We start from the raw sequence: 17,397 nt of genomic DNA, 5'->3' as shown, positions 1-17,397 counted from the left end.
GTTATTTATACCTAAGAAGGAAGGATTCTTTTTGAATGAAGAAAAATAGAATTGATGTTGTAACACTAGGCTGTTCCAAGAACCTAGTCGACTCGGAGATGTTAATGAAGCAACTCCTCGCTAATGGATATACTGTGAAGCATGATCCGGACAAACCCGAAGGCGAAATTGTCGTTATAAACACATGTGGATTTATTGGTGATGCAAGAGAAGAATCGATAAATACGATACTTGGTTTTGCAGAAGCTAAAAAAAATAGAAAACTGAATAAACTGTTTGTAATGGGCTGTTTATCCGAAAGATACATGGAAGAGCTTCAGGCTGAGATACCTGAGGTTGATAAATTTTATGGAAAATTTGGATGGAAAGGTCTCATTACTGATCTCGGAAAATCTTTTCGTAAAGATGTTGAATATGAAAGAGCTTTAACAACTCCTGCCCATTATGCTTATCTGAAAATATCGGAAGGGTGTAATCGTGCTTGTTCATATTGCTCTATTCCTATTATGACTGGACGACATAGTTCTCGTCCGATGGAAGAGATTGTAGCAGAAGTTCAATCGCTCGTAGCACTAGGCGTTAAAGAATTTCAGATTATAGCACAAGATTTATCTTATTATGGGATTGATCGTTATAAGGAAATGAAACTTCCTGAATTAATCGAACGTATCTCTGATGTAAAAGGAGTTGAATGGATTCGTTTACATTATGCTTATCCTGCTAAATTTCCTTATGATTTACTTCGAGTAATACGAGAAAGAGATAATGTTTGTAAATATCTTGATATAGCACTTCAGCATATTAGTGATAATATGTTGAGCAAAATGCGAAGAGGTATTACAAAACAGGAAACAATTAACCTGGTAAAGAGAATTAGAGAAGAAGTTCCTGGTATTCATCTTAGGACGACCTTCTTGGTAGGGCATCCGGGAGAAACCGAAGAAGATTTTGAAGAACTAATGCAGTTTGCGAAAGAGGCTCAGTTTGAGCGAATGGGAGCTTTCCCATATTCGAACGAAGAAGGTACTTTTGCATATGAAAAATACGAAGATAATATTCCCGAAACGGTTAAACAGGAACGAATGGATATGTTAATGGCTTTGCAAGAGGGTGTCTCCTTGAGCGTTAATGAGTCTAAAATAGGACAATCCTTTTCGGTAATCATTGATAGAGAAGATGCCGAATATTATATTGGGCGTACTCAATACGACTCACCAGAGGTTGATCCCGAGGTATTGATATCTAAAGATATTCCCTTGAACAAAGGTGATATTTATAATGTTATTATAAATCAAGCGGAACCTTTCGATCTGTATGGTAGTGTTGTTTAAGTTGATATATTAGCAGTCAGGTCTGTTGGCTATTTAGGCAGTTAATGTAACTAAATAATCGAAAATTGAAGGTCTGGTAATGCATAATAAAAGTATTTATAATCCGGCAAATCTATGACAAATAAAGAGTTAATTGCAGAGCTGTCTAAAAGATTAGATTGGACACAGGCTCAGACCTCTAAGATTCTAGAGGATGCTGTATCTGTTGTTAATACTAATCTGGCAAATTCTAATTCTATTAACATACAAGGGTTTGGATTGTTTGAAACCAAAAGACGTCAGGAGAGGATGTCGGTAAATCCTGTTTCTAAGCAGCGATTTCTAGTGCCTCCAAAGATTACTACAGCGTTTCGTCCGGGTCAGGTAGTTAAAGATAAATTAAAAAAGTTGTCTGAGAATGAATGATAAACTATCACTTCAAGATTTGGTTGATATCTTATCGAAGAAAGCCAAGATAACGAAGAAAGATGCAGACTCTTTTTTTAGAGAGTTCTTTCAATTGATTTTAGAACGGATATTTGATAATGATTCTGTTAAGGTTAAAGATTTCGGAACATTTAAGCTAATCTCGGTAAGTAGCCGCGAGAGTGTAAATGTAAATACAGGAGAGAAAATAGAGATTCCTTCTCATTACAAATTAAGTTTTCTTCCTGACAAAATACTTAAAAATTTAGTAAATAAACCATTTTCCCAATTCGAGACAATCTTGTTGGAAGATGGAGTTGTGTTCGAAGCTTCTGTTGATAACAGCGAAAATGCTGTTGAAGATGAAGTTGTTGAGAACCAAGAAATAGATATAGAAAATGAGGACGAGAGTATCGTCTCAGAAATTGAAAAACCGATTGTTGTAGAGTCTGCTCCAATAATTGACAATGTAAATAACACACCGGTGAGAGAAAAGGATATTGATAAAGTAAACTCCGAAAAAGAATCGAGACCGCAAGATTCTTCAAAACAAAGATATCCTCAATCATTTGTGTACACATACACTTCTTCGAAGCCATCTGAAGAGTCCGATTCTATAATTCTTACTGTTCCTAAGGATGACTTAGTTAGACCCGTTGTATCTTCAGAACCGGAGATTGAAGAAGTTATTCAAGAAGAAGTTCCCGTACAGAAAGAATTTCCAATAGAGTTGTTGGATCTGCCTCATGTACCAGTTGATGGTAATGACGAGGAAGAAGAGGATGATGATGTGCAGGAAGAAGATTCTTCAGATAAGTCTACAATTGTAGAAGAATCAGAAGAGGTAGCAATTGAGGGTGAAAAAGTGGAGAACATTATTGAAGATGTTCAACCCGAAGTGATAGAAGATGAAGAAGAGGTGGTAGTGGAATCAGTGCTATTGGTAGAGCCTCTCTCTAAAAATATAGTATCAGACGATCTTGAGTTGGAATCTGACTTTGATTCGGAAATAGAAACAGAGGAAGATATTATCATTCCTGCTCCTATTCCTGTAATTGAAAGGCTGGCGAAGAAAGAAACTTCGTTTGTTGATCGTGATGCTCAGAATAAGATAAAAGAGGAAAAAAAAGCAGCATTTTCGAATGAAGATCCAGAGCGTCCTTTGTTCCCCGTTGAGGAAGAGGAAGTAGTAACAGAAATGGACTTTGTTCCATTAGGAGAATCTGGATATGAAGGCGTTGAGGCCTCGGAGGCTAATGAAAAAGAGCCTGTTATACCTTCCGTTGGGAATCAACGAAGCTATGCCGGGAATAATAAACCTGCGGAAACTAGAAGTGTCTCCTTCTCTGATACGATAGATCCAGTTGATATTCCATATCATGATTTTAATTCGCCTGATATAGGCTCGCGCTTTAGGAAATGGTTACCAATGATAGCTTTTTTATTGGTTATTGTTGCTTCTCTAACTTATGGTTTGATTAAGATGCTTAATAAACCTTACGATTTTGAGTCTAATCTGGGGAGAACTAATCTTTCATTGACGGATACTTTACCTTTTATTGATGAAGTATCACCTATGGTTGAAGCAACTGACGCTATGCTTGATTCTATGAAGAAGGTACAAGCCCAAGTTGTAGAGGATACAGTTAAGACAATGAAGAAAGAACCTATAGTTCCGATAGCTAAAGAATCCGCTGTTGAGCCAAAGGTTGAGGCAGTTAAAGCGGCTATTGTTGGAGAAACAGATTCTTTGACCAGAGGAACAATAGATGCTGAAAAAAATAGTTTTGTTATTTCAGATAAATTGAAATTCGGTATACTAAATAAAGCAGAGTTTCATTTGGAAAAATATAAAAATGAAAGTAAAGCTGAGTCGGCTTCTGGTTCGCAAGTGAAACCTCAAGTAGAACCGAAGGTTGAAGCTAAGCCAGCTTCTGATTCAAAAGCAAAATATGCTACAATAAGAAAGGGTACAACTTTGCGTACGTTGGCAACAACTCATTACGGCAATCCCGATTATTGGGTGTATATTTATCAAGCGAATAAAAAGAATATTGCTAATCCCAATAATGTGCCTATAGGAACGAGCCTTCTTATACCGCCTTTATCCGATTATGGGGTGTATAATCCGAGCGATGCAAGAGAAATTCAGGTAGCTAAAAATCTAGAAGCAAAAATTCTAAGACTTAGATAAAAACGATATACCATACTGTTCAATTATAACTATATTGGGTTTGTGGTGGTAACAAGGTATTAAATTGGGTTTTCGACCTTAAAAAAGAGTAACAGATATAAGTATCTGTTATTCTTTTTTGCTTTTATATGTAAAATACGTACAATAATTTGTAATTTTACCAACTCGTGAATTTATGTCAATAACGTTATTTATTCACTATTTAGAATTTAAATTAGAGTGAATATTGCATAGCAAGAGATTGCTTTGAGGATAATTTGTAATTTAAAGGAAAATCGACAGAAAAAGAAAGTAAAAGAATATAAGATAATGAGTATCCTAGAATTAAGTGAACAAGAAATTTTTCGAAGAAAAAGCCTCGAGGAGATGCGCCAACTGGGTATAGATCCATATCCTGCGGCATTGTATGAAACGAATGCATATTCGGTTGAAATAAAAGAAAGCTTTAAGGATGATGCAGAGCGTCGTCAAGTAGCTATTGCCGGTCGTATAATGAGCCGTCGTATTGCAGGAAAAGCTGCTTTTGTTGATCTTCAGGATTCTGAAGGTCGCATACAATTATACATTACCAGAGACGATCTTTGTCCAGATGAAAACAAAGACTTATACAATGTAGTTTTCAAAAAATTATTGGATATAGGTGATTTTATTGGAATTACAGGATATGTATTCCGTACTCAGATGGGAGAAATTTCTGTTCATGCTGAAAGCCTTACTGTATTATCTAAATCGCTTCGTCCGTTGCCTGTTGTTAAGGTAAAAGATGGAGTAACTTACGATGGTTTTACTGATCCTGAAATGCGTTACCGTCAGCGTTATGTTGATTTGATCGTAAATGAGGGTGTAAAAGATATATTTTTAAAGCGTACAAAAGTGTTTAACTCAATGCGTAATCTTTTCAATGAAAAAGGTTATATCGAAGTTGATACACCTGTGTTGCAGAGTATACCAGGAGGGGCATCTGCTCGTCCGTTTATAACTCACCATAATGCCCTAAATATTCCTCTTTATTTGAGAATAGCTAATGAGTTGTACTTGAAACGTATGATTGTTGGTGGATTTGATGGTGTGTATGAGTTTTCTCGTAACTTCCGCAACGAAGGTATGGATCGCACGCATAATCCAGAATTTACTGTAATGGAAATCTATGTAGCTTACAAAGACTATATCTGGATGATGGAATTTACAGAGCAAATGATCGAAAAGGTTTGTTTGGATGTATTGGGTACAACAGAAGTGCAGGTAGGGGACAATCTAATTAATTTTAAAGCTCCCTATAAACGTGTGACGATGATTGATTCTATTAAAGATCATACAGGAATTGATATTAATGGGATGAATGAAAGTCAATTACGTGAAGTTTGTAAGCAATTGGGCGTTGATCAGGATGAAACAATGGGTAAGGGTAAACTTATCGACGAGATATTTGGCGAAAAATGTGAAGGCAAATACATTCAGCCCACATTTATTACCGATTATCCTATCGAAATGTCTCCTTTATGTAAACGACATAGAACCAATCCTGAGTTAACCGAACGTTTCGAATTGATGGTTAATGGTAAAGAATTGGCAAACGCATATTCTGAATTAAATGACCCTATCGATCAACGCAATCGCTTTGAAGAGCAATTGCAACTTTCGGCAAAAGGTGACGATGAGGCGATGTTTATCGATCAGGATTTCCTTCGTGCCTTAGAATATGGTATGCCTCCAACATCGGGTATGGGTATTGGAATGGATCGTTTGGTTATGTTATTAACTGGACAAACAACTATTCAGGAAGTATTATTATTTCCTCAGATGCGTCCCGAAAAAGTAGTTAAGAGAGATTCTATATCAAAATATACAGAAATAGGTATTCCTGAAGAATGGGTATCAGTCATTCAGAAGGCAGGCTATCTGACAGTAGAGGATTTGACTGAAGCTAATCCTAATAAATTACGTCAGGAGTTGTGTGAAATGAATAAGAAGCACAAACTAGAATTAGCCAACCCGAAAGATGAGGAAGTGCAAGCATGGGTTAACAATGCTAAAAAATAAGGTCGGAGACCTTTTATTTACTTTGGAAAGTAATTGACAAAGTTAGTTATGACTTAAAATATGGAAAGTATTTTGTTTACTGTAATTAAGTCTCTATTGTTTAACTTGAATAATGACCGATGAACTATCCGGGAAGAATAGCTATAATAGGAGGAGGAACATGGGCTACTGCCCTTGCTAAAATAGTGTTAACACAGGAGACACATATCAATTGGTATATGCGTCGTCCTGAGCAAATTGAAGATTTTATAAAAGTAGGACACAATCCTTCTTATTTGTCGAATGTGCCATTTAATTTATCTAGGATTTCTTTTTTCTCAGATATAAATGAGGTAATAAAAAATTCGGATACTTTAATTTTGGCTGTACCTTCTCCGTTTTTGAAAACTCATTTAGAGCAATTAAAAACGCCGATAAGTGACAAATTTATTATATCTGCAATAAAGGGAATTATACCCCCTGAAAACTTATTGGTTACCGATTTTCTGACTAAAGAATATGGTGTACCCGCAGATAATATTGCAATAGTAGCAGGTCCTTGTCATGCTGAAGAGATTGCACTCGAACGCTTGACATATCCCACTATTGCATGTACAGATATGGCGAAAGCTAGTGCTGTTGCCAAGATATTTACAAATCGTTTTGTGAAAGCATCTACTTCGGTGGATGTAAATGGTATAGAGCTGGCTGCTGTCTTGAAAAACGTATATGCCATTGCGGCAGGTATATGCCATGGGTTGAAATACGGAGATAACTTCCAAGCAGTATTGGTTTCGAATGCAGTACAGGAAATGGAGAAGTTTATGGAAGTAGTTTCTCCGATCAAGCGTCATATATTTGAATCGGCTTATATAGGAGACTTATTGGTTACTGCCTATTCTAGTTTCAGTAGAAATAGAACTTTCGGATCGATGATTGGAAAAGGATATTCGGTAAAAGCTGCACAAATAGAAATGGAGATGGTAGCCGAAGGATATTACGGAACTAAATGTATAATGGAAATGAATGCACATTATTGCATAAATATTCCGATTGTGGAAACGGTTTACCGTATCCTTTATGAAAAAGTTCCGGCACGAATAGAAATTAAGCGTTTAAGAGAAGAAATATTAAAATAACAAGAATGGAAAAGGTTATAAATTTAAATGTTGATAAAGTATTTTCTTTTGTAAGTAAGTCAGAAATAGAAGCTGGTGCAGCTTTGGCTAAACAATACAATGAAACTTTGCATAAAGGTTCGGGTAAGGGAAGTGATTTTCTTGGATGGCTAAACCTTCCTTCATCTATCTCAGATGCAGACCTGAAAGATATTGCAGATACAGCTCAAGTATTGAGAAGCAAATGCGAAGTAGTAGTCGTTGTAGGTATTGGAGGTAGTTATTTGGGAGCAAAATCGGTGATTGAAGCTCTATCAAACTCTTTCGACTGGTTACAAAAAGATCGTAAAAATCCGGTGGTAGTATATGCCGGTCAAAATATCGGAGAAGATTATGTATCGGAACTTATCGCTTATTTGGCAGATAAATCGTTCGGTATTATAAATATATCAAAATCGGGAACTACAACTGAACCTGCTCTTTCGTTCCGCATCCTTAAAGGAGAATTGGAAAGAAAAGTTGGAAAAGCTGAGGCTAAAAGCCGTATCGTAGCAATCACAGATGCAGCTAGAGGAGCTTTACATACATTGGCTAAAAAAGAAGGCTACAAGATGTATGTAATTCCAGATAATGTAGGAGGTCGTTTTTCTGTACTTACTCCTGTTGGTTTGTTGCCTATTGCAGTTGCCGGATTTGACATCCAAAAACTGGTAGCAGGTGCTGCTTTCATGGAAAAGAATACAGCTCCAGATGTACCATTTGAGAAAAATCTTGCTGAGCAATATGCAGTTACTCGTAACGAATTGTACAAAAAAGGTAAGAAAATAGAAATTCTAGCTAACTTCAATCCAAAACTTCACTTCTTTGCAGAATGGTGGAAACAGTTGTACGGAGAAAGCGAAGGAAAAGAAAATAAAGGTATCTTCAATGCAGCTGTAGATTTTACTACAGATTTGCATTCAATGGGACAATGGATACAAGAAGGTGAACGTTCTATCTTCGAAACTGTTCTATCAGTAGTAAATCCTCATAATACGGTTCTTGTACCAAAAGATGAAGAAGATTTAGATGGATTGAACTTTTTAGTAGGTAAACGCGTTGATTTCGTGAACAAAATGGCGGAACTAGGTACTCAGTTAGCTCACGTTGACGGAGGTGTACCAAACATCAAAATTGAAATTCCTGAATTGAGCGAATATTATTTGGGACAACTTATATATTTCTTTGAAAAAGCATGTGGTATCAGTGGTTATATTTTAGGAGTAAATCCTTTTGATCAACCTGGTGTAGAGGCTTATAAAAAGAATATGTTTGCTCTGTTGAATAAACCGGGTTTTGAAAAAGACCACGAAGAAATACAAAAACGTCTTTAAAGGTCGGAGACCTTTCTATTTCTAAGCTGTGGGGGCAAACCTATGTGTTTGCCCATTATAGGGAACCCATATAATTTGTCCCTGCAAATAGAAATACTAAATTACTTAAGAGTACAGAATGACAGAGAAAAAGCACCTATTGGGGCTAACTTTAGATGAACTGAAAGAGGTTGCATTAGAGTGTGGGTTGCCTAAGTTTGCCGCTAAACAAATGGCAGACTGGCTTTATAAGAAAAGAATACTTACGATAGAGGAGATGACAAATCTATCGTTAGCGAATAGAAACCTATTGTCGGAGAAATACGATGTAGGACGTTCTTTACCTATCGAAGATCAAAGGTCGATAGATGGAACAGTAAAATATCTGTTCAAAACAGATGCAGGGAAATTTATCGAATCGGTAATGATTCCCGAAGATGAGAGAGCCACTTTATGTGTATCGTCTCAAGTAGGATGTAAGATGAATTGCTTGTTTTGTATGACAGGAAAGCAAGGCTTCAATGGTCACTTGTCAGCAAACGAAATATTGAATCAAGTATGTTCGATAGAAGAGTCGGATGATCTTACCAATATCGTATTTATGGGTATGGGTGAGCCTCTTGACAACTATGAACAGTTGAAAAAAACATTAGATATTATGACTTCGGACTATGGTTTTGCATGGAGCCCGAAGCGTATTACCGTTTCCACTACAGGAGTCACTCCCAAGTTGAAACGTTTTTTAGATGAAAGTAATGCTCATTTGGCAGTAAGTTTACATACACCAATGAAGGAGCAACGATTGTCGATAATGCCAGCTGAGAAAGCATTCCCTTTATCGGGAGTTCTCGAACTGCTGAAACAATATGATTGGTCAAAGCAAAGACGTTTGTCTTTCGAATATATAATGTTTAAAGATTTTAATGATTCACTGGTACATGCTAGAGAGTTGTTCAAAATATTAAACGGTTTGGATTGTCGGGTCAATTTGATTCGCTTCCATGCTATCCCTAATGTCGATTTGGTAACATCTACTAACGAAACCATGGTTCAGTTTAGAGATTTTCTGACTCGCAAAGGGCTTATGTGCACCATACGTTCTTCAAGAGGTGAAGATATATTTGCTGCTTGCGGAATGCTATCAACAGAGAAGAGTAAGAAGTAAGATTATGTCATTATGAGTAAACAACCACATATAAATTTTACAAATATTTCTGATGGAAAAAGTTCGTTTGATAAAGAATTTCAAACTACATTTCCATCATTAAATAAACTTTTGTCGAAAGCCAGCTGGATTGATTTTACAATAAATAGCAATCAGGTCTTTCGTCAATACATTTGGACAGATAAACATGGCAATACTTCCGGATGGTTATGTCACATGGAGCATTGTGTACCCCGCGGACGTAACATTATACATGAACATGCTTTGCTCTCTAAGAATGTGGGGACTATAGTTCAGTATTGGATTGGAGGTCATCGGAATATAGATACATTTTTGACTAACAACGAGCATACTTTTACTTTAAAAGATGCTGTTATTGGTATGGGCGGTTGGGAAGAAAACTATCTTGCGGCATGTAAATCGGAAGGTATTGAGCCTTTAGATATAAATGATCTTGTAACCTTTGCTCTTGAGGCAAATGGCAATACAACTTTCTATAATAATAAAACAAAAGAGATATTCTTTTTCGCACACGATGGTTATTCGCCTATCGATATTTCGAAATTGAAAGGGCAACCCGAATATACTATTCATAAATTTGATTCTGTGAATACATTTACCGACTATGCCGAGCAATTGGCTCATCAGTGGGAAAAGGTAGTAAAATAGGTCACATACTTTTCAGCTTACTTAAGTGAGTTGTAATATTTAATACTATATCTTAAAGTTATAACTGGTTATTATGGTTATAGCTGCTAAAGCGATAAAAAGGTCTGTGACCTTAAGGAACAAATTACTTAGAAAAACTAATATACAATGATAAAAGTAGGAATTACACACGGTGACATAAACGGTATTGGCTATGAGGTCATACTTAAAACGTTTGGCGATCTCCGTATTGCGGAATTATGCATTCCCGTAATATACGGATCTACAAAAGTTGCAGCCTATCATCGCAAAGCTTTAGAGTTGCCTCCTGTTACTTTCAACCTGATTCAGGAAGCGAATGAAGCAGAGGTAAACAAAGTGAATGTTATTAATTGTATTCCCGATGACATAAAAGTTGAGTTGGGCAAGTCTACTAAAGCAGCAGGAGATGCCTCGTTGAGCGCGTTGGAAAGAGCTACTGCTGATTTGGCTGCCGGACTGATTGATGTATTGGTGACAGCACCTATCAACAAGGATAATATACAACAGGACGCCTTTCATTTTCCCGGACATACGGAATATTTGGAGCAAAAATTTGGACAAGATACATCTAAATCATTAATGATTCTTGCTAAAGATGACTTAAGAGTTGCTCTTGTTACAGGACATCTACCTTTAGGTAAGGTTGCCGAAAATATTACTAAAGACAAAGTAAAGGAAACGATCGGTATATTTAATAAATCGCTGCTTCGTGACTTTAATATAGATAAGCCTCGTATCGCAGTACTATCACTGAATCCTCATGCAGGAGAGAATGGGTTGTTAGGAACAGAAGAAAACGACATTATTATTCCTGCTCTTCGTGAGATGGAAGAAAGTGGCGTTTTGTGTTTCGGACCTTATGCAGCCGATGGCTTTTTTGGATCGGGGCGATTCAAGTCTTTTGACGGTATATTAGCCATGTATCACGATCAAGGTTTAGCTCCTTTCAAAACATTAGCGATGGAAGAGGGTGTTAACTTTACAGCAGGTTTGCCAATTGTGCGCACATCACCTGCTCATGGCACAGCTTATAATATTGCAGGGAAAAATGAAGCATCGGAAGACTCGTTCCGTCAAGCTATTTATCTGGCAATAGATACTCGTCGTAATCGTATTGAGTATGATAAAGCGCACGCTAATCCTTTGAGAAAAATGTATTACGAAAAAGGTGGAGATAATGAAGTCTTAGACTTAACTAAAGAGGTTTCAGAAGATTAAAGGTCGGAGATCTTTTTGTAGCTTTGAGAAGTGTAATAACAATAATCAGTTATTGTAGCAAACAAAGCAATAAATATTTATTACTAAGAATAGGATAAGATGAATTATGCAATAATAGCCGCTGGAGAAGGTTCGAGGTTGGCACAAGAAGGGGTTACATTACCAAAACCCCTTGTAAAGTTAAATGGTGTGGAGATGATCCGCCGCCTGATTGATATTTTTGCGAAGAATCAAGCTGACTCTATCAGTATCATTGTAAATGAAGAGATGAAAGCGGTTCAAGAATACGTAAAACAAATAAAACTGGATATTCCATTGAATATCGTAATTAAATCTACTCCCAGTTCGATGCATAGTTTCTTCGAATTGAGAGATTTTTTACGTAATGGCAAGTTTTGTTTGACTACTGTTGATACAATATTTAAGGAAGAAGACTTCGAACAATATATTAAGGCTTTCATCGCAGATTCTGAATCGGATGGTATGATGGCCGTTACAGATTATATTGATGACGAGAAGCCTCTCTATGTAGATGTGAATGAAGCTATGCAAATTACAGGATTTTTGGATAATTCAGACTCTTGTAAATATATCTCAGGAGGTATCTATGGACTTACTCCTAAAGCAATTGATACACTCGAGAATTGTTTATCTTCGGGACAATCACGCATGCGTAATTTTCAGCGTCAACTTGTGGCTGATGGACTGTGTCTCAAAGCATACCCATTTCCTAAGATTGTAGATGTTGATCACGCAGAGGATATTGTGAAAGCAGAAGCTTTTCTAAGGAATTAAGGTCTCAGACCTATTTATTGCTTTGGCAAGGCTAGTAGCTAAATCTTGTTATAATTGAAATGTAGCATACGTATTTTGCAGCCTCCAAATAAACCGGAAATCAAAAAGTAGAGCAATTATATTATAAATAATCATGTCTAAAGGAAAACTAACTGGGATAAAGCGACAAACCAAATACTCGCCCAACCATATTGGAAACGACGGTACCATCTACAATATGACAGCGCAATGTCTGAGAGATATGGGCTACGACGTACAAGATTATACAGAGTCGGAATTTGTTTTAAGTGATATCAAGGATAAATTTATCTTTGATATGGCTCGTGATAAGAGTACAATCAAATGGTTGAAGCATCTGGAAGATAATGGCTCAGTTGTTATAAATTCGGCTTATGGTATCGAAAACTGTACCAGAGGAAAGATGACGCGTATGCTTATCGACAATAATATACCTCACCCCGAAAGTATTATTATAGATAGTAATGACGATCCTACCGAATTGTTAGAGCAAATGGATGCCAATGCATATTGGATCAAAAGAGGCGATTTTCATGCTATACACCGCGAAGATGTTGCCTTTGCAAGAAGCATAACCGAAGCTAAGGAGATTTTGAAAGAATTTGCATTCAGAGGAATCCCCAATGCAGTTATAAATGAGCATCTTGTTGGAGATCTTGTGAAGTTTTATGGTGTGGCTGATACTGACTTTTTCTATCATTTCTATCCTTTTGATTTGAGCCATAGTAAATTTGGGTTAGAGGAAATAAATGGAGCTGCCAATCAGTATGCTTTTTCTGTAGAAGCTTTGAAAGAAGCTTGCGATAAAGCAGGAGAAATTCTGAATATAAAAATATATGGAGGTGATTGTGTTGTTGCAAAAGACGGATCATTTAAGATCATAGATTTTAATGACTGGCCTAGTTTTGCTCCTTGTCGTGAGCAGGCTGCCCCTAAAATTGCAGAATGTATAGATAAACACGTACAAAAACATATTTAATATCTTCTTTAACACAATACCTATTTAAGTATTCTTTCTTTATTGAAAGTTGTTCTTTTAGTTCATCTTGAGGGAAATAAGAGGTAAGTTATTGGGTTGAACAGGGAAAGCAAGTATTCAGAGATCTGAATATAAAGTTTTTGCAGAATTAAGAATAGAAAATAATTTCAAATGAGTTCAGATAAAAAACCGACTTTAGAATCTACGCTGAAATCGTCAGACACCGAGGAGTTTATAGATATTTATTTTTATCGCCCCATAGGTTATAGATGGGCATTACTTTTTCAGAAATTAGGGATAACTCCCAATGCTGTAACTATAGCCAGTATTTTTATTGGAGTAGGTTCGGGTATCTGCTTCTACTTTGATAATTTCTGGGTCACTATTTTAGGTATACTTCTCTTGGTATGGGCCAATTCATACGATAGTGCCGATGGGCAATTGGCTCGTATGACTAAACAATTTTCAGCATTAGGTAGAGTGTTAGATGGTTTTGCCGGAAATCTGTGGTTTGCTTCCATTTATATTGCTATCTGTATGCGTCTGTTCCCTGTATGGGGATGGAGTATATGGGCTTTGGCTATTATAACGGGCTTTTTTCATAGTAAACAAGCTTCTATGGCCGATTATTATCGCAATATACACTTACTGTTTTTGAAAGGAAAATCGGGTAGTGAGTTGGATAATACTAATGAACTGAATCAAAAAAATGCTACACTAACTTGGAAGTCTAATTTTTGGGAAAAGTTAGTTCTTACCTTTTATACCAACTATACAAAGGGACAAGAAAGTTGGACTGGTAACTTTCAAGTCATGTTTAAACTGTTGAAAAGTAAATATGGTGAAACTGCTCCTGAGCAGTTCAGAGCCGATTTTAGAGAAAAAAGCCTACCTTTGATGAAGTGGACTAATATTCTCTCTTTCAATACTCGTGCAATAGCTTTGTTTGTTGCTATGTTGATTAGAGAACCTTGGCTGTATTTCGTGTTCGAACTTATAGTTCTCAATGTGATTTTGGTATATATGGTTTGGAGCCATGAGAAAATGTGTAAAACATTTACAAAAGAGATTGAAGAACATAAATACGACTGAGATCGTATTTATTGAACTTAAAGTTACGTTCCTTTTCCTAGCTAAGGTAATGGTCTGTTATAATTGGGAAGTGTATCAATAAATACTTTCATTTACTTAATAATTAAAATAAACCGAATATATGTTTGATTTGAGTGCCGTTAAAGGTATTATTTTTGACTACGGAGGTACAATAGATAGTAATGGTGCACATTGGGCTGAGGTCTTATGGGATGCCTATAAGGATGTAAATGTACCAGTAACTAAAGAAGCCTTTCGCGAAGCTTATGTATATGGAGAGCGTTATTTAGCGACACATCCTGATGTGCAACCAAATCATAACTTCTACGATTTATTGAAAATAAAAACAGATCTTCAGATCCGTTATTTGCTAGAGCAGAAATTGTTAGAAGATAATGACAAAACGGCTAGCTATTCTCTTGCTATTTCTAAGCAATGTTATCTTTTTGCTAAAGAGATTATAAGTAAAGAAAAGGAGATTTTAAAAGCTTTACAAGATCGTTATCCCATGGTGCTTGTTTCTAACTTCTATGGAAATGTACAAGCTGTATTGGGCGATTTCGGTCTATTAGAGTTCTTTGATGATATTATAGAATCAGCCGTGGTAGGTGTACGAAAACCTGATCCAGCTATCTTTGGTTTGGGTGTAGATAAGTTAAACCTTCCTGCTTCTTCTATTGTAGTGATAGGAGATTCTCATGCAAAAGATATTGTGCCTGCCTCTAAAAACGGATGTCAGACTATCTGGTTAAAAGGGCCAGGGTGGGGCGATGATGATCCTGATGCAACTGCTGATTTGATAATTACTGATTTTATGGAGTTAGCTACTGCCTTTAAAATATAATTAGAATGAATAGCAACCTATCAAAAAATAAAATGGTTAGAAGCTGAAAAACTATGTGTTTTTGGGGATAAAGTTAATTTTGGCGGAATTCCTGAAAAATACCTAGAAGATACTCTTGTTACAGTTCTTGAAGTAGATTGGATTCTTGACTATTTAGAATTTGATGGGACGAGATGTTTTTTAGATTTTGAAGATCCTGATATAACAGGTCTTATCGTCAACGGAAATATGAATGTTTCTAAGCATATAAATTAAAAGAATACAGATGTTGGGATTGGTGCTCACGTGTGGGTAAAAGGTAATGTTTCAGCTGATTGTATCGATAATGATGAAAGATGGCAGGAAACTACAAAAAAACAGCTATCTTTGAAAACTATCTTTATGCCGAATAATGCTTTAAGGGCTTATTTGGATGAGAAAAAGATTTTTAGAGATTTAGATATTGACTCTTTATTTGATTGATACTAAATCTACATGTACTTAATATTTGATAATACAAGAGCGTTGGTCTGAATATTTATTCTTAATAATGGATGCCGGTTGTATGGCGGAAAAGCCCGGGTTGGGAGAATAAAATGAGATGAATCTTCACCAAAGCGATTTTATTATATAGGTTTCTCTTCTTAGGAGTAAAATATTCTGAATGAAGAAAGCCGCTAGTTTAAAGGATTACTGCGGGTTGCAGTGTATTTTAATTTAATTTAAAAAATGGAAAAAGTACAAGTGAAAGAAGCCAAAGGTAAACTTGGTGTTCTTGTTGTTGGAGTTGGTGGTGCAGTGGCATCTACATTTATCGCAGGTACATTAATTTCTCGTAAGGGATTAGGTGTTCCTGTTGGTTCAATCACTCAATTAGCTACAATGCGTTTGGGTAAAAGAGAAGAAAATCGTTTTCCGAAGATCAAAGATGCAGTGCCTTTGGCTGATCTTAATGATATCGTATTCGGTGGATGGGATCTTTTCGAAGATGATGTTTATAAAGCAGCTAAACATGCTGAGGTATTAACTGATGAAGATCTAAACAAAGTGAAAGACGAGCTTTCGGCAATCAAGCCAATGAAAGCAGTATTCGATCAAAATTTTGTAAAAAGACTTCATGGTACATGGGTAAAACAGGCTCCTACTAAATGGGACTTGATGGAACAAGTAAGAGAAGATATCCGCAACTTCAAAAAAGACAATAACTGCGATAGAATAGTTATGATCTGGTGCGGTAGTACAGAAGTATTTACTCCTCTTGGTGAAATTCACAAAAACCTTTCTTCTTTCGAAAAAGCAGTAAAAGAAAATCATGCAGATATTGCTCCATCGAACTTATATGCTTATGCAGCTATTGCAGAAGGTGTAGGTTATATCAATGGTGCTCCTAACTTAACTGTTGACATTCCTGCAATGTGGGAATTCTCAGCACAAAAACAAGTTCCGATCTGTGGAAAAGACTTCAAAACTGGTCAAACTATGTTGAAGACAGTTCTTTCTCCTATGTTCAAGACTCGTATGTTAGGTCTTAGCGGATGGTTCTCTACAAATATTCTAGGTAACCGTGACGGAGAAGTTCTTGACGATCCAGGATCATTCAAAACAAAAGAAGAATCAAAATTATCGGTTATCGATAATATCCTTCAACCAGAATTATATCCAGAACTTTATGGTAACGTATATCACAAAGTACGTATCAATTATTATCCTCCTCGTAAGGACAATAAAGAAGGATGGGATAATATCGACTTGTTCGGATGGTTGGGTTACCCAATGCAATTGAAAGTGGATTTCCTTTGCCGTGACTCTATTCTTGCTGCTCCTTTGTGTCTTGACCTTGTATTGTTCTCTGACCTTGCACAACGTGCTGGCATGAGCGGTATCCAAAGCTGGTTATCATTCTACTTCAAGAGCCCAATGCACGAAAAGAATCAGATTGCAGAACACGATTTATTCATCCAATATGTGAAGTTAAAAAATACACTTCGTAAAATGATTGGTGAAGAAACTGTTGATTTTATCGACTAATATAGCATAACTATATAATTTGTAAGAAAGGAGGATTTTGTCCTCCTTTCTTTTTTACTTTATATCTCAATAGACTTAAAAAATTATATAAATCATAAGTTTCTTTACTTTAGAATTTTAGGTGTATAAGTAGTGTCTTGTTGAAATAATTTATTCAAAAAAGTGTCTAA

General features: G+C 36.2%; 14 protein-coding genes. All 14 read left to right on the top strand.

Annotated features, from left to right (window positions below; translation table 11 throughout):
- Nucleotides 1-35: 35 nt before the first annotated feature.
- Nucleotides 36-1,331 carry a 30S ribosomal protein S12 methylthiotransferase RimO gene (gene rimO, locus HGC4_RS04935; RefSeq protein ID WP_050709020.1) on the top strand — a complete coding sequence of 432 codons (1,296 nt, stop codon included), beginning with the start codon at nt 36-38 and terminating at the stop codon, nt 1,329-1,331.
- A 114-nt stretch (nt 1,332-1,445) separates the two neighbouring features.
- Entirely contained in the window at nt 1,446-1,736 is a 291-nt protein-coding gene (locus HGC4_RS04930) for an HU family DNA-binding protein (RefSeq protein WP_050709019.1), read from the top strand.
- Nucleotides 1,729-3,930 carry an HU family DNA-binding protein gene (locus HGC4_RS04925; protein WP_050709018.1) on the top strand — a complete coding sequence of 734 codons (2,202 nt, stop codon included), beginning with the start codon at nt 1,729-1,731 and terminating at the stop codon, nt 3,928-3,930. Before HGC4_RS04930 ends, HGC4_RS04925 begins: the two co-directional genes overlap by 8 nt.
- A 309-nt stretch (nt 3,931-4,239) precedes the next feature.
- Nucleotides 4,240-5,970 carry a lysine--tRNA ligase gene (lysS, locus tag HGC4_RS04920; RefSeq protein ID WP_050709017.1) on the top strand — a complete coding sequence of 577 codons (1,731 nt, stop codon included), beginning with the start codon at nt 4,240-4,242 and terminating at the stop codon, nt 5,968-5,970.
- A 119-nt stretch (nt 5,971-6,089) separates the two neighbouring features.
- Nucleotides 6,090-7,088 (top strand): NAD(P)H-dependent glycerol-3-phosphate dehydrogenase, encoded by a 999-nt coding sequence (locus HGC4_RS04915; RefSeq protein WP_050709016.1) that lies wholly within the window; start codon nt 6,090-6,092, stop codon nt 7,086-7,088.
- 5 nt (nt 7,089-7,093) lie between these two features.
- On the top strand, nt 7,094-8,440 hold the full coding sequence (locus HGC4_RS04910) for a glucose-6-phosphate isomerase (RefSeq protein WP_050709015.1): 1,347 nt from the start codon (nt 7,094-7,096) through the stop codon (nt 8,438-8,440).
- Nucleotides 8,441-8,558: 118 nt separating this feature from the next.
- A complete protein-coding gene (rlmN, locus tag HGC4_RS04905) occupies nt 8,559-9,584 on the top strand; it encodes a dual-specificity RNA methyltransferase RlmN (RefSeq protein WP_050709014.1) in 1,026 nt (341 codons plus the stop codon).
- 12 nt (nt 9,585-9,596) lie between these two features.
- Nucleotides 9,597-10,253, top strand: coding sequence for a hypothetical protein (locus HGC4_RS04900; RefSeq protein WP_050709013.1), 657 nt, complete (start codon nt 9,597-9,599; stop codon nt 10,251-10,253).
- 147 nt (nt 10,254-10,400) lie between these two features.
- Nucleotides 10,401-11,492: a 4-hydroxythreonine-4-phosphate dehydrogenase PdxA gene (pdxA, locus tag HGC4_RS04895; RefSeq protein ID WP_050709012.1), complete on the top strand. Its 1,092-nt coding sequence runs from the start codon at nt 10,401-10,403 to the stop codon at nt 11,490-11,492.
- Nucleotides 11,493-11,591: 99 nt separating this feature from the next.
- Nucleotides 11,592-12,287: a nucleotidyltransferase family protein gene (locus tag HGC4_RS04890; RefSeq protein ID WP_050709011.1), complete on the top strand. Its 696-nt coding sequence runs from the start codon at nt 11,592-11,594 to the stop codon at nt 12,285-12,287.
- Between the two features lie 133 nt (nt 12,288-12,420).
- Nucleotides 12,421-13,284 carry an ATP-grasp domain-containing protein gene (locus tag HGC4_RS04885; protein ID WP_050709010.1) on the top strand — a complete coding sequence of 288 codons (864 nt, stop codon included), beginning with the start codon at nt 12,421-12,423 and terminating at the stop codon, nt 13,282-13,284.
- A 171-nt stretch (nt 13,285-13,455) separates the two neighbouring features.
- Entirely contained in the window at nt 13,456-14,376 is a 921-nt protein-coding gene (locus HGC4_RS04880) for a CDP-alcohol phosphatidyltransferase family protein (protein WP_050709009.1), read from the top strand.
- A 121-nt stretch (nt 14,377-14,497) separates the two neighbouring features.
- Nucleotides 14,498-15,220, top strand: coding sequence for an HAD family hydrolase (locus tag HGC4_RS04875; protein WP_050709008.1), 723 nt, complete (start codon nt 14,498-14,500; stop codon nt 15,218-15,220).
- Between the two features lie 708 nt (nt 15,221-15,928).
- A complete protein-coding gene (locus tag HGC4_RS04870) occupies nt 15,929-17,227 on the top strand; it encodes an inositol-3-phosphate synthase (RefSeq protein ID WP_050709007.1) in 1,299 nt (432 codons plus the stop codon).
- Nucleotides 17,228-17,397 lie beyond the last annotated feature (170 nt).

Origin of the sequence: Dysgonomonas sp. HGC4, from assembly GCF_001261715.1 — a bacterium.
Lineage (GTDB): Bacteria > Bacteroidota > Bacteroidia > Bacteroidales > Dysgonomonadaceae > Dysgonomonas_A.
Note: the sequence above shows the minus strand (reverse complement) of the source record. Positions and strands in the feature narration are given on the sequence as shown.

What these genes read in the sequence shown, in the direction of transcription:
- rimO (WP_050709020.1), top strand. Translation starts at nt 36, where the DNA reads ATGAAGAAAAATAGAATTGATGTTGTAACACTAGGCTGTTCCAAGAAC.
- HGC4_RS04930 (WP_050709019.1), top strand. Translation starts at nt 1,446, where the DNA reads ATGACAAATAAAGAGTTAATTGCAGAGCTGTCTAAAAGATTAGATTGG.
- HGC4_RS04925 (WP_050709018.1), top strand. Translation starts at nt 1,729, where the DNA reads ATGAATGATAAACTATCACTTCAAGATTTGGTTGATATCTTATCGAAG.
- lysS (WP_050709017.1), top strand. Translation starts at nt 4,240, where the DNA reads ATGAGTATCCTAGAATTAAGTGAACAAGAAATTTTTCGAAGAAAAAGC.
- HGC4_RS04915 (WP_050709016.1), top strand. Translation starts at nt 6,090, where the DNA reads ATGAACTATCCGGGAAGAATAGCTATAATAGGAGGAGGAACATGGGCT.
- HGC4_RS04910 (WP_050709015.1), top strand. Translation starts at nt 7,094, where the DNA reads ATGGAAAAGGTTATAAATTTAAATGTTGATAAAGTATTTTCTTTTGTA.
- rlmN (WP_050709014.1), top strand. Translation starts at nt 8,559, where the DNA reads ATGACAGAGAAAAAGCACCTATTGGGGCTAACTTTAGATGAACTGAAA.
- HGC4_RS04900 (WP_050709013.1), top strand. Translation starts at nt 9,597, where the DNA reads ATGAGTAAACAACCACATATAAATTTTACAAATATTTCTGATGGAAAA.
- pdxA (WP_050709012.1), top strand. Translation starts at nt 10,401, where the DNA reads ATGATAAAAGTAGGAATTACACACGGTGACATAAACGGTATTGGCTAT.
- HGC4_RS04890 (WP_050709011.1), top strand. Translation starts at nt 11,592, where the DNA reads ATGAATTATGCAATAATAGCCGCTGGAGAAGGTTCGAGGTTGGCACAA.
- HGC4_RS04885 (WP_050709010.1), top strand. Translation starts at nt 12,421, where the DNA reads ATGTCTAAAGGAAAACTAACTGGGATAAAGCGACAAACCAAATACTCG.
- HGC4_RS04880 (WP_050709009.1), top strand. Translation starts at nt 13,456, where the DNA reads ATGAGTTCAGATAAAAAACCGACTTTAGAATCTACGCTGAAATCGTCA.
- HGC4_RS04875 (WP_050709008.1), top strand. Translation starts at nt 14,498, where the DNA reads ATGTTTGATTTGAGTGCCGTTAAAGGTATTATTTTTGACTACGGAGGT.
- HGC4_RS04870 (WP_050709007.1), top strand. Translation starts at nt 15,929, where the DNA reads ATGGAAAAAGTACAAGTGAAAGAAGCCAAAGGTAAACTTGGTGTTCTT.